Annotated in this window: 18 protein-coding genes; 9 read left to right on the forward strand and 9 right to left on the reverse strand. The window is 62.9% G+C overall.

Annotated elements, in window-relative coordinates:
• The first annotated feature begins 9 nt into the window (after nucleotides 1-9).
• The 5 genes from GM658_RS16695 to GM658_RS16715 are packed head-to-tail and all read left to right on the forward strand — an operon-like array spanning nucleotide 10 to nucleotide 3,750.
• Nucleotides 10-669 carry a thiol:disulfide interchange protein DsbA/DsbL gene (locus GM658_RS16695; RefSeq protein WP_155455185.1) on the forward strand — a complete coding sequence of 220 codons (660 nt, stop codon included), beginning with the start codon at nucleotides 10-12 and terminating at the stop codon, nucleotides 667-669.
• Nucleotides 670-673: 4 nt separating this feature from the next.
• Nucleotides 674-1,447, forward strand: a complete 774-nt coding sequence (locus GM658_RS16700; protein ID WP_155455186.1) for an SDR family oxidoreductase — start codon at nucleotides 674-676, stop codon at nucleotides 1,445-1,447.
• Nucleotides 1,444-2,259, forward strand: coding sequence for a biotin--[acetyl-CoA-carboxylase] ligase (locus GM658_RS16705; protein WP_155455187.1), 816 nt, complete (start codon nucleotides 1,444-1,446; stop codon nucleotides 2,257-2,259). Before GM658_RS16700 ends, GM658_RS16705 begins: the two co-directional genes overlap by 4 nt.
• Nucleotides 2,256-3,041 carry a type III pantothenate kinase gene (locus tag GM658_RS16710; RefSeq protein ID WP_155455188.1) on the forward strand — a complete coding sequence of 262 codons (786 nt, stop codon included), beginning with the start codon at nucleotides 2,256-2,258 and terminating at the stop codon, nucleotides 3,039-3,041. Before GM658_RS16705 ends, GM658_RS16710 begins: the two co-directional genes overlap by 4 nt.
• Before the next feature lie 16 nt (nucleotides 3,042-3,057).
• Entirely contained in the window at nucleotides 3,058-3,750 is a 693-nt protein-coding gene (locus tag GM658_RS16715) for an SPOR domain-containing protein (RefSeq protein WP_170298848.1), read from the forward strand.
• On the opposite strand, the gene GM658_RS16720 is transcribed toward GM658_RS16715, so the two are convergent.
• Genes GM658_RS16720 through GM658_RS16745 form a run of 6 tightly spaced genes read right to left on the reverse strand, consistent with a single transcriptional unit; the run spans nucleotide 3,737 to nucleotide 10,545 of the window.
• On the reverse strand, nucleotides 3,737-4,720 hold the full coding sequence (locus GM658_RS16720) for a septal ring lytic transglycosylase RlpA family protein (RefSeq protein ID WP_155455189.1): 984 nt from the start codon (nucleotides 4,718-4,720) through the stop codon (nucleotides 3,737-3,739). The two genes, GM658_RS16715 and GM658_RS16720, sit on opposite strands and share 14 nt — an antisense overlap.
• A complete protein-coding gene (gene rodA / locus GM658_RS16725) occupies nucleotides 4,717-5,832 on the reverse strand; it encodes a rod shape-determining protein RodA (RefSeq protein WP_155455190.1) in 1,116 nt (371 codons plus the stop codon). Before rodA ends, GM658_RS16720 begins: the two co-directional genes overlap by 4 nt.
• A gap of 9 nt (nucleotides 5,833-5,841) precedes the next feature.
• Nucleotides 5,842-7,905 carry a penicillin-binding protein 2 gene (gene mrdA, locus GM658_RS16730; RefSeq protein ID WP_155455191.1) on the reverse strand — a complete coding sequence of 688 codons (2,064 nt, stop codon included), beginning with the start codon at nucleotides 7,903-7,905 and terminating at the stop codon, nucleotides 5,842-5,844.
• Between the two features lie 2 nt (nucleotides 7,906-7,907).
• Entirely contained in the window at nucleotides 7,908-8,420 is a 513-nt protein-coding gene (gene mreD, locus GM658_RS16735; protein ID WP_155455192.1) for a rod shape-determining protein MreD, read from the reverse strand.
• Nucleotides 8,417-9,454: a rod shape-determining protein MreC gene (gene mreC, locus GM658_RS16740; protein WP_155455193.1), complete on the reverse strand. Its 1,038-nt coding sequence runs from the start codon at nucleotides 9,452-9,454 to the stop codon at nucleotides 8,417-8,419. The genes mreD and mreC overlap by 4 nt, the downstream gene beginning before the upstream one ends.
• Nucleotides 9,455-9,501: 47 nt before the next feature.
• Complete coding sequence (locus GM658_RS16745; protein WP_028102363.1) at nucleotides 9,502-10,545, reverse strand: rod shape-determining protein; 1,044 nt, start codon at nucleotides 10,543-10,545, stop codon at nucleotides 9,502-9,504.
• A 239-nt stretch (nucleotides 10,546-10,784) separates the two neighbouring features.
• Here GM658_RS16745 and gatC point away from each other — a divergent pair, with 239 nt between their 5' ends.
• From gatC to gatB, 3 genes are all read left to right on the forward strand, one after another.
• A complete protein-coding gene (gatC, locus tag GM658_RS16750) occupies nucleotides 10,785-11,084 on the forward strand; it encodes an Asp-tRNA(Asn)/Glu-tRNA(Gln) amidotransferase subunit GatC (RefSeq protein ID WP_155455194.1) in 300 nt (99 codons plus the stop codon).
• Nucleotides 11,085-11,199: 115 nt separating this feature from the next.
• The gene (gene gatA / locus GM658_RS16755) at nucleotides 11,200-12,675 is read left to right on the forward strand and encodes an Asp-tRNA(Asn)/Glu-tRNA(Gln) amidotransferase subunit GatA (protein ID WP_155455195.1); all 1,476 of its coding nucleotides are present in this window, start codon (nucleotides 11,200-11,202) and stop codon (nucleotides 12,673-12,675) included.
• A gap of 14 nt (nucleotides 12,676-12,689) precedes the next feature.
• Entirely contained in the window at nucleotides 12,690-14,150 is a 1,461-nt protein-coding gene (gene gatB, locus GM658_RS16760) for an Asp-tRNA(Asn)/Glu-tRNA(Gln) amidotransferase subunit GatB (RefSeq protein WP_155455196.1), read from the forward strand.
• A gap of 126 nt (nucleotides 14,151-14,276) precedes the next feature.
• On the opposite strand, the gene GM658_RS16765 is transcribed toward gatB, so the two are convergent.
• The 3 genes from GM658_RS16765 to pyrE all read right to left on the reverse strand — a co-directional run bounded on the left by GM658_RS16765 (nucleotide 14,277) and on the right by pyrE (nucleotide 16,287).
• Entirely contained in the window at nucleotides 14,277-15,179 is a 903-nt protein-coding gene (locus GM658_RS16765) for an alpha/beta fold hydrolase (RefSeq protein ID WP_155455197.1), read from the reverse strand.
• Between the two features lie 4 nt (nucleotides 15,180-15,183).
• A complete protein-coding gene (locus GM658_RS16770) occupies nucleotides 15,184-15,558 on the reverse strand; it encodes a hypothetical protein (RefSeq protein WP_155455198.1) in 375 nt (124 codons plus the stop codon).
• 72 nt (nucleotides 15,559-15,630) lie between these two features.
• On the reverse strand, nucleotides 15,631-16,287 hold the full coding sequence (gene pyrE / locus GM658_RS16775) for an orotate phosphoribosyltransferase (RefSeq protein WP_155455199.1): 657 nt from the start codon (nucleotides 16,285-16,287) through the stop codon (nucleotides 15,631-15,633).
• 48 nt (nucleotides 16,288-16,335) lie between these two features.
• Between pyrE and GM658_RS16780 the strand changes: the two genes are divergently transcribed.
• Nucleotides 16,336-17,106 carry an exodeoxyribonuclease III gene (locus GM658_RS16780; protein ID WP_155455200.1) on the forward strand — a complete coding sequence of 257 codons (771 nt, stop codon included), beginning with the start codon at nucleotides 16,336-16,338 and terminating at the stop codon, nucleotides 17,104-17,106.
• Nucleotides 17,107-17,201 lie beyond the last annotated feature (95 nt).

Consider the following 17,201-nt stretch of genomic DNA (forward strand, 5'->3'; position numbering starts at 1 on the left):
ATGACCGCGATGATCAAGAAATTCCTGGCCTTGGTACTGTTCGGCGTTTCCTTTGCTGCGGCAGCGGCGCCCGCGGCGCCGGTGCTCGGCACGGACTACGTGAGGCTGGTGGAACGCCAGCCGGTCGATACTGGCAAGAAGGTCGAAGTCATCGAGTTCTTTGCCTACTACTGCCCGCATTGCTATGCCTTTGCGCCGGACATCGAGGCCTGGGCCAGGAAACAGGGCGACAACATCGTCTTCAAGCGCGTGCACATCGGCTCCGGCCCTTCCGTGCTGCCGCAGCAGAAGCTGTTCTTCTCGCTCGAGTCGATGGGCCTGCTGGAGCAATATCACCTGAAAGTGTTCGACGCCATGCACGCGCAGCTGGGCGCATTGCGCGACGATGCTGCAGTGATGGACTGGGCTGCCAAGGAAGGCATCGACAAGAAAAGATTCGCGGAGACTTACAGCGGCCTCGGTGTGTCGGGCAAATTGCGCCACGCCGACCGCATGATGGGCGACTATCGTGTCGATTACTGGCCGATGGTGATCATCGATGGCAAGTACATGACGTCGCCTGCCCAGGTGAACAAGGGCGCTCCGGCGAAAACCGAAGAGCAAATGCACGCCAACGCCCTGAGCGTGATGGACTTCCTGGTCGCCAAGGCGAAGTCGGAAAAGCAGTAAGGCCTTGAAGCGCGTTTTCATCACCGGCGCGTCCAGCGGTATTGGCGCGGCACTGGCTGCGCATTACGCCGCCCAGGGCTGCACCCTCGGCTTGCTGGGCCGCCGCGCCGACGCGCTGCAGGCCCTGGCTGCTTCCTTGCCTGATGCTGCGCTCCACCGCTGCTATGCAGTCGACGTGACCGACCATGGGGCGCTGCGCGCTGCCGCCGAGTCCTTCCTCGGCTATGCCGGCGGCTGCGATATCGTCATCGCCAGCGCGGGTATTTCGCACGGCACCATCACGGAACTGGCGGAAGATTTACCGGTGTTCGAATCCATCATCGCCACCAACGTTACAGCCACTGTTGCGACGTTTTCTCCCTTTGTTGCCGCCATGCGCGCGCAGGGAACGCCGGCGCGGCTGGTCGGCATCGGCAGCGTGGCCGGCGTGCGCGGGCTGCCGGGCGGCGGCGCCTACAGCGCATCCAAAGCCGCGGTGCGCGTGTATTGCGAGTCGCTGCGGGTTGAATTGCGCGGCAGCGGCATCGAGGTTGTGACCATTGCGCCGGGCTATATCGATACGCCGATGACGAAGAAGAACAAATATGCGATGCCCTTTTTGATGCAGCCGGAGGCTTTCGCCGCAGCGGCGGCGCGCAGCATCGCGCAAGGTGTCAGCTACCGCGTGATTCCGTGGCAGGCCGGCATGATCGCGCGCACCCTGCGCCTGCTGCCGAACTGGCTGTACGACCGGGCTTTCGCCAAGGCGCCGCATAAGGCGCGCAAGGGCACAACATGAACGCAACTCCCCTCTCCTGTGACGCCATCCACGCGCTGGTTGCCGGCAGCGCTTCACATGTCGCCATCGAAGTGGTGGACGAAACCGGGTCCACCAATGCCGACTTGCTCGCGCGCGTGCCGTCCGCCGGCGCCGCAGGGGCAGATGCGGCCCTTCGCGGCCCGGTGCTGCGCGTGGCCGAGCGCCAGACCGCAGGACGAGGCCGCGCCGGCCGCAGCTGGCTGTCGGCGCCGGGGGCATCGCTGACTTTTTCGGTGGCGTGGCCGTTCCGCGCGCCGCTGCACCGCATGGTGGGCCTGCCGCTGGCGGTCGGCGTGGCGCTGGCCGAAACGGTGAACGGACTGGGCGTGCCCGTGCAGCTCAAATGGCCGAACGATATGCTGAAAGACGGCGCCAAGCTGGCCGGCATCCTGGTGGAAACCCAGGCCGCGCAGGACGGCGTCATCTGGGCAGTCATAGGTTGCGGCATGAACCTGCTGATGCCGGACGAGATGGAGGCAGCCATCGGCCGCGAGGTCTCCTCGGCGCCATGGCTGGCGCAGATGGACCGCAATGCCCTGCTGGCGCAACTCCTGAGCCGCTTGTGCGCCGTGCTGGCGGAGTTCGACGATACCGGCTTTGCCGCCTTCACCGAGCGCTGGAATGCACTGCAGGCATGGCGCGGACAGCCGGTACGCCTGCTCGACCACGGTATCGTCCAGCAGGAAGGCCTGGCCGCCGGCGTGGACGACCAGGGCCGCCTCCTGCTCGACACACCGGCCGGCCGCGTGGCGCTGCTGTCGGGCGACGTTTCGCTGAGGCTCGCGTCATGACTTACGACCTGTTGATCGACGCCGGCAATACCCGCATCAAATGGGCCCTCGCCGCCCCAGGCGCCGTCCTCGGCGACTGGGACGCCCACGGCGCCCACATGCACGCCGATGCCGCCGATTTCCCGAGCGCCCTTGCCGCCGCCCTCGCCTCGTGCACCGGTCCGGGCACCGGCGCGCCGGCTGTTGGCCGCGTGCTGATTGCTAATGTGGCGGGCCAGGCCGTGCGCGACATGCTGACTGCCTGGCTGGCCGCGCCGCAGTTGGGCATCGCGCAGCCAGCCATCGAATGGTTCGCCTCCCTGCCGCAACGCGCAGGCGTGCGCAACGCCTATCGCAACCCGTCGCAACTGGGCTGCGACCGTTTCGCCGCCGCGATCGGCGCGCATGCGCTGTGCCCGGACAAGGACATCGTGGTCGCCAACTGCGGCACTGCCACCACCATCGACGCCATCACCAAGGACGGCACCTTCCTGGGCGGCATGATCCTGCCCGGCCTCGGGTTGATGGCAAGCAGCCTGGCAAAAAACACCGCCCAGCTGCCGCAGGTCAAACCCGGCAAGCTGCCGGAAGGCTTCGCCAACAACACCGACGACGCCATCCTGAGCGGCTGCCTGGCCGCGCAAGCCGGCGCGATCGAACGCGCATTTGAGCTGCACCAGGCCACAGAGTGTATTATTTCGGGCGGCGCCGCGCCTTATATCGCGCCTGCGGTCCCGGTACCGCACCGCCATGTCGACAATATTGTGATGATAGGCCTGCACGCTGCCCTGCGCAGCGCCTGACCTGTATGGAGTGCCCGTGCTGAAACTGATCTTCGCCCTGCTGCTTGCCGCCAATGCCGCGCTGTTCGCGTACGGCAAAGGCTATCTCGGCCAGTTCAGCGGCAACGAGCACGAGCCGGCGCGCCTGCAGAAGCAGCTGAACACCGACAAGCTGCAGCTGGTCAGCGCCAGCAAGGCGGAAGCCGCTGCCGCCGCCGTCGCTCCGCCGCCGCCGGTGCCGCGCGAGGAACCGGCCACCGTCGCCTGCTTCGAAGTCGGCAACTTCCAGCTGGCCGAAGCCCGCAAGTTCGAAGACCGGTTGGCGCCGCTGGAACTGGGCGACCGCCAGCAGCGCCACAATGCGCCGGGACAGGAAATCTCCAGCTACATCGTGCATATCCCGCCGCAGGCGAGCCGCGCCGCCGCCGAAAAGAAAGCCGACGAACTGCGCGCCCTCGGCATCACCAATTTCTTCGTCTTGAATGAAAGCTCGCCGCTGAAGTGGGGCATTTCGCTGGGCGTCTTCCGCACGGAAGCGGCAGCCCAGGCGCAACTGGCCGCCCTCAACAAGCAAGGCGTGCAGAGCGCGCGCGTGGCGCCGCGCTATACCAGCAACCGTGAGCTGTACTTCCAGTTCCGCGACATCAGCGAAGATACCAAGGCCCGTATCGCCAAGATCGCCGCCAGGTTCCCCGAGCAGGAAACCCGCGCCTGCACTAGCGCTCGATAACGATCGGCTTCAGCTTGAAGTTCGAAGACAGCGCCTTGCCTGCCGCCTGGGCATCTTCACGGCTGGTATAAGGACCGGCGAACAGTCGATAGAACTTGCCCGCCTGCTCCACGTCCAGCTTCAAGCCCGCATCGCTGGCTTCCAGGCGCTTGCGCAAGCCATCCGCGCCGTCCTCGCGCGAATACGAACCCAGTTGCAGGTAGTAGCCCGGTTCGGTCGACCCGCCCAATACCGCAGCCCTGGCCTCGTCGCCGCTGGACGACACCAGCATCGGCGCCGCTTTCGGCATCGGCGCGGCCTGTTGCGTCGGCGCGGGAGCCGGCGCCGAACCGCGCGCGGCAATCATGCGTTCGATCTCGGCCGGCGGGATGTGTTCCACTTCCAGCTGGCTGCTGCCATTGACCAGCAGGCCAAGCTTCAGCGCCGCCGTGTAGGAAACGTCGATGATGCGCGTCGAATGGAACGGCCCGCGGTCGTTGATGCGCACCACGACCGAATTGCCATTGCTGATATTGGTCACTCGCGCATAGGACGGAATCGGCAGCGTCGGATGCGCCGCCGTCATCTTGTACATATCGTAGATTTCGCCCGACGAAGTACGCTGGCCGTGGAATTTCTTGCCGTACCAGGTACCCGGACCGCGCTGCTTGAACTCAGCGCCAAGGGCGGTCGGCTTGTAGGTCTTGCCGAATACGGTATAAGGACGGTTCGAGTACGGCAGCAGCGGATCGACGCGTACTTCCGCATCGGGCGTTTCGAGCAGGCCGGCCGGGGGATTCACACCGGGACCGTCATCCTGGTAATAGGCGCCGCGCCCCGAACCTGCAGCAGGCAGTGCGGGAATGCCCGGCGGCGGCTTGGCCGTGACCGGCGCGGGCGGCTTGCGCGACGAAGTTTCCGTCGGCGTGGTGCCGCAGGCGGCCAGCAGTGCCGCTGCCGCCAGGGGCAAGAGCCGGAACGCGCGCTTCATGTCTGCACCAGCTTTCTATGCCGCTGGATCGACATCAGGATGCCCGAGCCCAGGCCCAGCGTGAGCAGCGCCGTGCCGCCATAGCTGATGAACGGCAGCGGCACGCCCACTACCGGCAGGATGCCGCTCACCATGCCCATGTTGACGAAGGCGTAGGTAAAGAAGATCATCGTGATCGCACCGGCCAGCAAGCGCGTGAACAGGTTCGGCGCATTGGACGCGATCATCAGCCCGCGCCCGATCAGCAGCAGATAGAGGAACATCAGGAAAAGGTTACCCACCAGGCCAAACTCCTCGGAAAAGACCGCGAAAATAAAGTCGGTTGTGCGTTCCGGGATGAATTCCAGGTGCGCCTGCGTGCCCTGGGTCCAGCCCTTGCCGGTAATGCCGCCCGAGCCGATTGCAATGGTCGACTGGATGATGTGAAAGCCCTTGCCCAGCGGATCGGAGGTCGGATCGATCAGGGTCATGATGCGTTCGCGCTGGTAGTCGTGCATCATCGACCAGGCGATCGGCAGGCAGGCAGCGCCCATCAGCACCAGCGCCAGGATGGCCTTCCATGCCAGACCGGCCAGGAAAATCACGCAAGCGCCGGCCGCCACCACCAGCAGCGCCGTGCCCAGGTCGGGCTGGCGCGCAATCAGGGCCACCGGCACCAGCAAAAGCAGCGCCCCCAGCGCGTAGGCGTGCCAGCGCAACTGGCCGTGGCGCTGCTGGAAATACCAGGCCAACATCAACGGCACCGCGATCTTGGCGAATTCGGAAGGCTGGATCTGCGCAAACCCCAGGTTCAGCCAGCGCCGCGCACCAAGCTTGATGGTGCCGAACAGGGCGACGGCCAGCAGCAGCGACAAGGTCACGACATAGGCGGGCAGCGCAATGCGCATCATGTTCTGCGGCGAGATATTGGCCACGAACCACATCACCAGGAAGGACATGGCGATATTGCGCAACTGGTCCTCGATCTTGCCGGGAATGCCGATGCTGGCCGAGTACAGCGCCACCAGGCTGGTCCCCAGCAGGAACACGATGACCAGCATCAGCGGGCCATCGAACACCGTCACATAGGGGCGCATGCGCCGCCATAGTGATCGCCTTTCATTGATCGGCATGCTGCCTCCTTATTCTTTCTTGCGCGGCGGGCCGACGGGCGGCTTCTCCGCTGCAGGGGCCGGAGCCGGGGCTGGCGGCGGCGCAGGCTGGTTCGTTTGCTGCTGGGCCGCGGCACGGCGCTCGGTGGCCGCCTCCACGTCCGCCTCAGGCAAGTCTTCCACCGGCACGTTGACCGCATCTTCTTTCGGCACCGGCGTCGTGTCCTTGCCTTCCGGACGCTTGCCAAGCAGCCAGTAGTCCAGCACCTTGCGCGCAATCGGCGCCGCTTCCGCACCGCCGAAGCCCGCGTTTTCCACGATCAGCGCCAGCACAATCTTCGGCTTGTCGGCCGGAGCAAAGGCGGTGAACCATGCGTTGTCGCGCAGGCGTTCGTCGATCTTGGAAGCGTTGTATTTTTCGTTGGCCTTGATCGCCACCACCTGCGCGGTACCGGTCTTGCCGCCCACGCTATAGCCGGCATTCAGGAAGGCGCGGTAGCCCGTCGCACCAGGCTCGGTCGTCACGCCCACCATCGCATTCTTGATGAAATCGACGTTTTCTTTCTTGAGCGGGATGCGGTAGCTCTCCTTCGGCACGGTCAGCGAGCGCTTGCGCGTGCCGCCGTCTTCGATGATCTTCACCAGGTGGGGCTTCATCACCACGCCATCATTGGCCAGGTTGGCCACCGCGTGCGCCACCTGCAGCGGCGTATAGGAGTTGAAGCCGGAGCCGTTGGACACCGAAATCGTATCGCCGCCCACCCACTTGCCGGCTTGCGGGTTGCGCCTGAAACGGGCGCGCTTCCATTCCTGCGACGGCAGCACGCCGGTCTTTTCGTTTTCCAGGTCGATGCCGGTCTTTTCACCGAAACCGAAGGGCTTCATGAAATCGTGGATCAAGTCGATCCCCATGTCGCGGCCCAGGATGTAGTAGTAGGTGTTGCAGGACACAACGATGGACTTGCGCATGTCGACCGTGCCGTGGCCGCCCGCCACGTCGTCGCGGAACTTGTGGTCGCCGAGGTAGAAGAAGCCCGGGTCGAAAATCGCCTGGCTTGGTGTACGCTTGCCGGTTTCAAGCGCCGCCAGCGCCATAAAAGGCTTGAAGGTCGAGCCGGGAGCGTAAGTGCCCGACAGCGGACGGTTCATCAGCGGTTTGTCGAGCGAGGTATTGAGTTCGTTCCAGCTTTGCGCATCGATGCCGTCAACGAACAGGTTGGGATCGTAGCCCGGGCGCGAGACATAGGCCAGCACGTCGCCGGTCGCAGGCTCGATAGCCACCAGGGCGCCGCGGCGCTCGCCGAAGGCCTCTTCCGCCACCTTCTGCAATTCGATGTCGACCGACAGGATGAGATTGGAGCCTGGCGTAGCCGGTGTGCGCGACAGGGTGCGGATGGCGCGGCCGCCGGCGGTCTTCTCGACTTCCTCGTAGCCGGTAATGCCGTGCAGCTGGCGTTCGTAGCTCTTTTCCAGCCCTTCCTTGCCGATGTATTCGGTGCCGTTGTAGTTCGCTTCGTACTCCGTGCCTTCCAGCGCCTTGGCTTCGGACTGGTTGATGCGGCCGATATAGCCCACCACGTGCGAAGCCACCTCGCCCAGCGGGTACTGGCGGAACAGGCGCGCCTGGATATCGACGCCGGGGAAGCGGAAACGGTTGGCGGCAAAGCGCGCTACTTCTTCGTCGGTGAGCCGGCTGCGCAGCGGAATGCTGGTGAAGCTCTTGGTGTCTTCCATGAGCTTCTTGAAGCGGCGGCGGTCCTTGGGCTGGATGTCGACCAGCTTGGCCAGTTCGTCGATCACGTCTTCCAGCGGCGCGGCCAGCTTGGACGGCGTGATTTCCAGCGTGATCGCGGAGTAATTGCGGGCCAGGACCACGCCGTTGCGGTCGAGGATCAGGCCGCGGTTAGGCACGATCGGCACCACCGCAATGCGGTTGTCCTCGGCCTTGGCGATGTAGTCGCTATGCTTGATCACCTGCAGCCAGATGAAGCGGGCCAGCAGCAGCGCGAAGCAAAAGAAGACCAGCCCGCCCAGAACGGACAGGCGCACCCGGAAGCGGTGCAGGTCTTGCTCTGTATTCTTAAACTCGGTCATGCTCAGATCGGACGCGTGTGGTCTTTATCGACGGCGCGGCGCTGCGGCGCCAGCAGCAGCATGGTCGCCAGTGGCCACAGCAAGGCGGCAACCACGCTTTCAACGAAGAAGAACCAGCCGGGGAATTTACCGGAGACCAGCAGGCGCACCACCATCTGCACCGTTTGCGCCAGCAGCAGCAGCGGCAGCACGTGCAGGATTTGCGTCGTCACCTTGAACCACAGGATCCGGCGGTGCAGCATGATGGCGAAGTAAGACAGCAGCGTGTAGGCCAGCGCATTCTCCCCCAGCAGCGAAGCGTCGTGAACGTCCATCAGCAAGCCAAGGCAGAAAGCGGTGCCGATACCGACCTTGCGCGGCTGGTGCACGCCCCAGAACACGAGCGTCAGCGCCACGAAGTCAGGCGCCGCGATAAAGCGCCCCCATGGCAGCATGTTGAGCAGCACTGCGCACAACATGCTGAACGCAATGAACAGCGGGCTGACCGGCAGCAGGATATATTGTGGACGGTTCATCGCTTGGCCTCCTTCGGCGCTGGTGCAGCCGGCGTACCGCCCGCGGCAGGCGCCGGGCCGGCTGCCTTGGCCGGCGTGGCCGGTGCCGCTGCGGCCGGCGCCGCGGCGCCTTTGGCCGCTGCCGCATCGGCGGCTTCCGCCTTGGCTTTCTTCTTGCCCGGTTTGGTGGCCGGCTCTTCCTCAGGGGGACGCGGCGGCATGTCCGGCAGCGACATCAGGATCAGCAGCGCGGTATTGCGCTGGATGCCCGCCAGCGGCGCGCACACCACGTGGCCGAAAGCGCCCGCCGCATTGCTTTCCACCTGCACCACGCGCGCCACGGCCAAGCCGGCCGGGTACACGCCGTCGATGCCGGAAGTGATCAGGATATCGCCCACCACCACGTCGGCAGTCGGCTCCATGAAGCGCAGGTCCAGGTTGCCCGACTGGCCACGGCCAACCGCCACCGAACGCAGGCCGTTGCGCAGCACCTGCACCGGAATCGCCTGCTCCTTGTCGGTCAGCAGCGTCACTTCGGAGGTGAACGGGAATACGCGCGTCACCTGCCCCACTACGCCCTGGTTGTCGATCACGGGCAAGCCGGTGGTCACCCCATCCTGGGTGCCGCGGTTCAGGACAACCTTGCGCGTGAATACATCGCGCGCTTCATACAGGATCTCGGCGAGCTGCGACTTGCCCGGCACGCGCTGCTGCGCGTCCAGCAGCTTGCGCAGCTGGTTGTTCTCGGCCTGGTAGAGCTGCGCCTGCTGCAAGGCTTGCGATGCGGCGATCTGCTGTTGCTGCAGCAGGCTGACCTGCTTTTCCAGCTTCGACAGCGTGGAGAAGTAGTCGCCCATGCCGTACATGGCATCGCGCGGCAGCAGGGCGATCTTCTGCAGGGGATAAAGGACGAAGCCGACGCCCTGCCGCAGCGCCGACAGCGCGTTGACGCGCGAGTCGGCCAGCAGCAGCGCGATCGAAATGCACGCGAACACCATCATCTTGAAACGGGCGGACGCGCCTTGCTTGAACAGTGGCGGTGGACTGTATTCCATGTCTTAGAATTAACAAGGGCAGCTTGCGCTGCCCCTTTTACTCACTCTTACTCGTAGGAGAAGATGGACCCCAGCTGGTCCATGCGCTCCAGCGCCAGGCCGGAGCCGCGCACCACGCAGGTCAGAGGGTCTTCCGCCACCAGCACCGGCAGGCCGGTTTCTTCCATCAGCAGGCGATCCAGGTCGCGCAGCAGGGCGCCGCCGCCGGTCAGCATCATGCCTTTTTCGGCGATGTCCGCGCCCAGTTCCGGCGGGGTCTGCTCCAGCGCGTTCTTCACGGCGGAGACGATGTTGTTCAGCGGGTCGGTCAACGCTTCCAGGATCTCGTTGGACGAGATGGTGAAGGAGCGCGGGATGCCTTCCGACAGGTTGCGGCCCTTGACTTCCATTTCCTTGACTTCGGAGCCAGGGAAAGCGGAGCCGATGGCCTTCTTGATCGCTTCGGCGGTCTGTTCGCCGATCAGCATGCCGTAGTTGCGGCGGATGTAGTTGACGATCGCTTCGTCGAACTTGTCGCCGCCCACGCGCACGGAGCCCTTGTACACCATGCCGCCCAGCGAAATGATGCCCACCTCGGTGGTGCCGCCGCCGATGTCGACCACCATCGAGCCGGTCGCGTCGGATACCGGCAGGCCGGCGCCGATCGCCGCTGCCATTGGTTCTTCAATCAGGTATACCTGGGATGCGCCGGCGCCCAGCGCCGATTCGCGGATCGCACGGCGTTCCACCTGGGTCGAGCCGCAAGGCACGCAAATGATGATGCGCGGCGATGGGCGGAAGAATTTGGAGTCGTGCACCATGCGGATGAACTGCTTGAGCATCTGCTCGGTGACGGTGAAGTCGGCGATCACGCCGTCTTTCATCGGGCGGATGGCCTCGATGTTGCCAGGTACTTTACCCAGCATCTGCTTTGCTTCCTTACCAACGGCCTGGATCGTTTTCTTGCCGTTCGGGCCACCTTCCTGGCGGATCGCCACGACGGAAGGCTCGTCCAGCACGATGCCGGAACCGCGGACATAAATCAGGGTGTTCGCCGTACCCAGGTCGATAGCCAGGTCAGACGAAATATAGCGACGTAAAAAACCAAACATGAGTGTCCTGTAGGGCGCAATGCGCAAAATTCGTTATTTAAGGTATCCGGTCAAATGCGGCCGGGCGGGCAGTCAGCACCAGCAGCGCATTAACCCGCGATTGTACCTTATAATCTGTGGGTTATTTGCCCTAAATCCACTCTATTGTGCGCGCATGCAACCGTTGATTTATGCGGTGTTCGCCGCGATTTAACTGGTGATAGGCAATCAATCCAATAAATTATATTTTTGACAATTCCATGTCCCTGACACTGAACGACGTTAATCGCATCGCCAAACTGGCCCAGTTGGAGATGGACGAAGCCCATTCGGCCAATATGCTGGACAAACTGAACGGCATTTTTGCGCTGGCCGAGCAGATGCAGGCTGTCGACACCGAGGGCGTCGCCCCGCTGTCCCACCCGCTGGCCAACGCCATGCAGGTCGCCCTGCGCCTGCGCGAGGACGTGGCCACAGAGCCGAATCGCCGCGAGGAGTACCAGAAGGTGGCGCCGAAGACTGAGGATGGCCTGTATCTGGTGCCGAAGGTGATCGAATAAAACCCGGTAAACCTGGGTCAGACCCAAGGGGCTGGCCCGATCGGCGACCGCCGCGTCATACAGGGTCTGACCCTTGGGTCTGACCCCGCCTTACCGGGTTTAAAAAGGAAAACGAATGCACACCAAAACAATCAAAGAGCTCTCCGAGCTCCTGCAAAAAAAGGAAGTCAGCGCCGTCCAACTGGCGACCCACTTCCTGGACCGAATTGAAAAAAGCGACCTGAACGCCTTCCTGCACGTGGACCGCGCCCTGACGCTGGCCCAGGCCGCAGAAGCCGACAAGCGCATCGCCGCTGGCACAGCAACGCCCCTGACCGGCGTGCCGATCGCGCACAAGGACATCTTCGTGACGCAAGGCTGGCGCTCGACCGCCGGCTCGAAGATGCTGGCCAACTACACCAGCCCCTTCGACGCCACCGTGGTGCAGAAGATGCTGGACGCCGGCATGGTCAACCTCGGCAAGCTAAATTGCGACGAATTCGCCATGGGTTCCTCGAACGAGAACTCGGCCTTCGGCGCCGTGAAAAACCCTTGGGATAAAGCAGCCGTTCCAGGCGGCTCCTCCGGCGGCTCCGCAGCGGCTGTTGCAGCGCGACTGGCACCAGGCGTCACCGGCACCGACACCGGCGGCTCGATCCGCCAGCCGGCATCGTTCTGCGGCATCACCGGCATCAAGCCAACCTACGGCCGCGCATCGCGCTTCGGCATGATCGCTTTCGCCTCCTCGCTCGACCAGGCCGGCCCGATGGCGCAAACCGCCGAAGACTGCGCGCTGCTGCTGTCCACCATGACCGGCTTTGACGAACGCGATTCGACCAGCCTGACCGCTGAACAGGGCAACGCCGCCGAAGACTTCACCCGCGACCTGAACAAGCCGCTGGCCGGCCTGCGCATCGGCGTACCGAAAGAATACTTCGGCGAAGGCCTTGCTGCCGACGTGGAAAAGGCCGTGCGCGCCGCGCTGGCCAAGTTCGTGGAACTGGGCGCCACCCTGGTCGACATCTCCCTGCCGAACACCGCGCTGTCGATTCCTGCGTATTACATGATTGCTCCGGCGGAAGCCTCGTCCAACCTGTCGCGCTTTGACGGCGTGCGCTACGGCCACCGCGCCGAAGGCTACAAGGACCTGCAGGACATGTACAAGAAGAGCCGCGCCGAAGGCTTCGGTCCCGAAGTACAGCGCCGCATCATGGTCGGCACCTACATCCTGTGCCACGGCTACTACGACGCCTACTACCTGAAAGCGCAGAAGATCCGCCGCAAGATCACCCAGGACTTCGCCAATGTGCTGGGCAGCCAGTGCGACGTGATCATGGGCCCTGTGGCCCCGACCGTGGCCTGGGACCTGGGCTCGAAGGCCGACGATCCGGTAGCGAACTATCTGGCCGACATCTTCACCCTGTCCACCAGCCTGGCCGGCTTGCCTGGCATGTCCATCCCTTGCGGTTTCGGCGAAGGCGAAAAGAACGCCAAGCGCCCGGTCGGCCTGCAAATCATCGGCAACTACTTCGCTGAAGCGAAGCTGCTGAATGTGGCCCACCAGTTCCAGCAAGCGACCGATTGGCACAAGCGCGCACCGAGCGGCATCTGATAAGGAAAAAGAATATGGAATGGGAAGTCGTCATCGGTATTGAGAACCACGTACAGCTCACTACCGAATCCAAAATTTTCAGCGGCTCGCCGACCAGGTTCGGCGCCGAACCAAACACCCAGGCCAGCCCGGTTGACCTGGCGCTGCCAGGCGTGCTGCCTGTGATGAACAAGCAAGCGGTCGACCGCGCGATCCGCTTCGGCCTGGCCGTAGGCGCGAAAGTGGCGCCGCAATCGATCTTCGCCCGCAAGAACTACTTCTACCCTGACCTGCCGAAGGGCTACCAGATCTCGCAGTTCGAAGATCCGGTGGTCCAGGGCGGCCAGCTGACTTTCGGCTTCGAGAAAGATGGCCAGTTCGTCACCCGCACCGTGAACCTGACCCGCGCTCACCTCGAGGAAGACGCAGGCAAGTCGCTGCACGAGGACTACCACGGCATGTCGGGCATCGACCTGAACCGCGCCGGCACCCCGCTGCTGGAGATCGTGTCCGAACCAGAGATCCGCTCCGCAGCCGAAGCCGTGGCCTACTGCAAGGCCTTGCACGGCCTGGTGATGTGGCTGGGCATCTGCGATGGCAATATGCAGGAAGGCTCCTTCCGCTGCGACATCAACGTATCAGTACGCCCGAAAGGCCAGAAGGAATTCGGCACCCGCTGCGAGATCAAGAACCTGAACTCCTTCCGCTTCATCGAAGAAGCCGTGCACGTTGAAGTCGCGCGCCAGATCGAGCTGATCGAAGATGGCGGCAAGGTAGTGCAAGCGACCCGCCTGTACGATCCGGACAAGAAGGTCACCCGCGAAATGCGCACCAAAGAAGATGCGCAGGATTACCGTTACTTCCCTGACCCGGACCTGCCACCTCTGACCATCGGCGCCGACTGGATCGAGCGAGTGAAAGCCTCCATGCCGGAACTGCCGGCCGTGATGCGCGCACGCTTCGTGGAAGAGTACAAGCTGCCGGAATACGATTCGCTGGTCCTGACCGCTTCCAAGGGAATGGCTACCTACTTCGAAGCGGTGGTTGCCGCTGCGGGCAAGGAGAACGCGAAAGCTGCCGCCAACTGGCTGATGGGCGACGTGTCCTCGACCCTGAACCGCGAAGGCGTGGAAATCACCGAGGCGCCGGTGCGGCCGGCGCAGCTGGCCGGTATGCTGAAGCGCATTGCCGACGGCACGATCTCCAACAAGATCGCGAAGGAAGTGTTTGGCGCGATGTGGGAAGCGAAGTCGGAAGATCCTGACTTGGTTGATGTGATCATCGAGCAGAAGGGCCTGAAGCAGATTTCCGACACCGGCGCGCTGGAAGCAATCGTCAACGAGGTGATCGCCAACAATGAGAAGTCGGTTGAGCAGTACCGTGCTGGCAAGGAAGCGGCGATCAACGCGTTGATCGGCCAGGCGATGAAGGCTTCGAAGGGTAAGGCGAATCCGGCGCAGCTGACCGAGCTGCTGAAGAAGAAGCTGGCCTCCTAAACCCGGTAAACCTGGGTCTGACCCAAGGGTCAGACCCCGTCTGCGGCGCAGCCAAGGGTAACGGTTGTGCGCAGTTGACCTTCGTCGAAAGTCAAATACTTAGCCCCAACCCCGTTGGCCGGGAGATCATACAGGGTCTGACACTTGTGTCAGACCCTGGTTTACCGGGTTCGAAAGGTGCGCGCACATCCACCGCAAAATATCAGCGAAGATTTCCTCGCGATTCACCTCATTGAAATTCTCGTGGTAATTCTCATGCTGCACATGGCACTCCAGCAGCTTAGGATCAACCATCGCCAGCAAATCCAAAGTAGCCTTCGGATCCGCCAGCTTATCATCCCCCGCCACAACAGCGTATAACGGCCAGCGCCAGGTCGGCATCAGCGACGCCAGCCCCTTCTGCGCCCCTTGCAACGCCACCCCAAACCGCACCGTACACTCGCTCGCTCGCACATTGTCCGCCTCATCGCGATGATGACGCGCAGTAATCGCCACATCATGCGTCAGCAAGTCCGTCAACGAAGCCATCGGCACTTTCATGGTCGGCAGCAAAGTCGCCAGCACCCCAGACAGCTTTTCAAGCACCGCAGGCACCTTGATCGCATTCACGTAATACGGAGAAGACAGCACAAAGCCCTTCACCAGCGGATCGCGCTCCAGCCGTTCAAGCCCGAAACGCGTCGCAATCAGCGCTCCCATCGAATGTCCCATGATGAACACTGGCATACCAGGGAAGTGCTGCTTGACCCAATGCTGGAACAGCTCCACTTCCTCAATAAAGATGCCAAAGTCCGGAATATCCACCCGTCGCGCATTCTCATGCCCGCACAGATCGAACGCCACCGTGGCGAAGCGATGCTGCTTGAAATACAGCGCCGGCGTCACATAATCACCCGCATGTGCCAACCCGCCGTGGATCGCCAGCAGCACGCCAGCCGGAGCCTCCAACGGCTCCCAGATATGGATCTTGCGTTCAGCGCCGTGCCGGCCCTTGAAAGTGGCAAAGCGGTCTTCGGAGAATCGGTTCATTCGGTCAGGAGGAAATGCTCAACGCAATACCCATCTCCAGCAACAGCGAGAGATCGGCCAGCGTAAAGTCGAGAGTGGATGCGCCCTGTGCAGGCGCGGCAGGAGCAAAAGCAAGGCGCAATTCAGCCTGGATCGGCGCCACGTCAAAGGTGATGCCGCGCGCTTGGCATTCGTGCAGATAGGCGCGCACCTGGCGCATCAAGGCGTCGGGATCGGCGTCCGTGCCCAGCGTGGCATAGAAGCCGTGGTCAATGCGGGTACGGCCGGTCGGGCTGGTGTCGCCCTTTTTCCAGTCGCTTTCGGGCTCGCTGGGGAGCCCGTCCCGCACATCCGCCACGGCGGCCTGGTCGCCGTACACCTTGAGCGTTGCGATGTTCATTACTTTCCTCGTTCCAATGTTGTAAGGAAGTAATCGCAGTCTAGCACAACGCCCGCCCGGCGCCAGCGTGCTTTATACGACGCCGTAGCGTGAACGGTAAGCCGCCACCGCGTCCTTGTATTGCGCAAGCGACGGGTCGGCCGACAGGTAGGCGAACAGGTCGGCCAGGTTGCCGATCGAGATCACCGGGATACCGTAGTTCTTGCTCACTTCCTGCACCGCCGACAACTCGGACATCTGGCCATCCTTGCCGCCACGTTCCATGCGGTCCAGCGCGATCAGCACGGCGCAAGGCTCGGCGCCTGCGTTGCGGATCATTTCCACCGACTCGCGCACCGACGTGCCGGCCGAGATCACGTCGTCAATAATGACAACCTTGCCAGTCAGCTTGGCGCCCACCAGGGTACCGCCTTCGCCGTGGTCCTTGGCTTCCTTGCGGTTGTAAGCGAAGGACGTGTTGCGGCCCTTGGCTGCCAGCGCCATCGAGGTGGCCGACGCCAGGGTGATGCCCTTGTAGGCCGGGCCAAACAGCATGTCAAATTCAACGCCGGAATCCAGCAGGGTCTGGGCGTAGAAGTCAGCCAGCCTGGCCAAAGTCGCGCCGTCGTGGAACAGGCCAGCGTTGAAGAAATAGGGCGACTGGCGCCCTGCTTTGGTCGTAAACTCGCCGAATTTCAGCACTCCCGCCTGTACGGAAAACGCGATAAACTCTTGCCTCAAATTGCTCATAGTGCACCCATCCTTGTTCAAAGTGCCGATATTTTAACCGGAACACCTATGCCAAAAATCATTTCCGCAAACCTGAACGGAATCCGCTCCGCCGCCAAGAAGGGCTTTTTCAACTGGATGGCCACTGTCGACGCCGACATCATCTGCGTGCAGGAACTGAAAGCGCAGGCGCCGGACATGACCGAGGAATTCCTCAACCCGCATGGCTACCACGGCCACTTCCACTACGCTGAGAAAAAAGGCTATTCCGGCACCGGCATCTACAGCAAGACCGCGCCTGACCGCGTGATGATCGGCTTCGGCAGTCCTGAATTCGACGCCGAAGGCCGCTATGTGCGCGCCGACTTCGGCAACCTGACCGTGATTTCAGTCTACTGCCCTTCCGGCTCTTCATCCGAAGAACGCCAGCTGGCCAAGTTCCGCTTCATGGAACTGTTCCTGCCGCACCTGCAGCAGTTGCGCGACGAAGGCCGCGAGTTCGTGATCTGCGGCGACTGGAATATCGCCCACAAGGAGATCGACCTGAAAAACTGGAAAGGCAACCTGAAAAACTCCGGCTTCCTGCCGGAGGAACGCGCCTGGATGACCAAGCTGTTCGACGAAGTGGGCTATGTCGACGTGCACCGTGGCCTGGACCAGCGTCCGGAGCAATACACCTGGTGGTCCAACCGCGGCCAGGCTTATGCGAAGAACGTGGGCTGGCGTATCGACTACCACGTCGCCACCCCAGGCATCGCCGCCAAGGCGCACACCGTGTCGGTCTACAAAGACGAGAAATTCTCCGATCACGCGCCACTGATCATCGAATACCACGCTTGATGTATCCCGTTCGGTGCCGGCGCAACAGGCCGGCACCGTCTTATTGCTTGTGGCGGTAGCCTGTGCCATCCTGCATATTCTTTTCAAAAACACAA

The organism is Massilia eburnea (assembly GCF_009720745.1).
Taxonomy (GTDB): Bacteria; Pseudomonadota; Gammaproteobacteria; order Burkholderiales; family Burkholderiaceae_D; genus Rugamonas; species Rugamonas eburnea.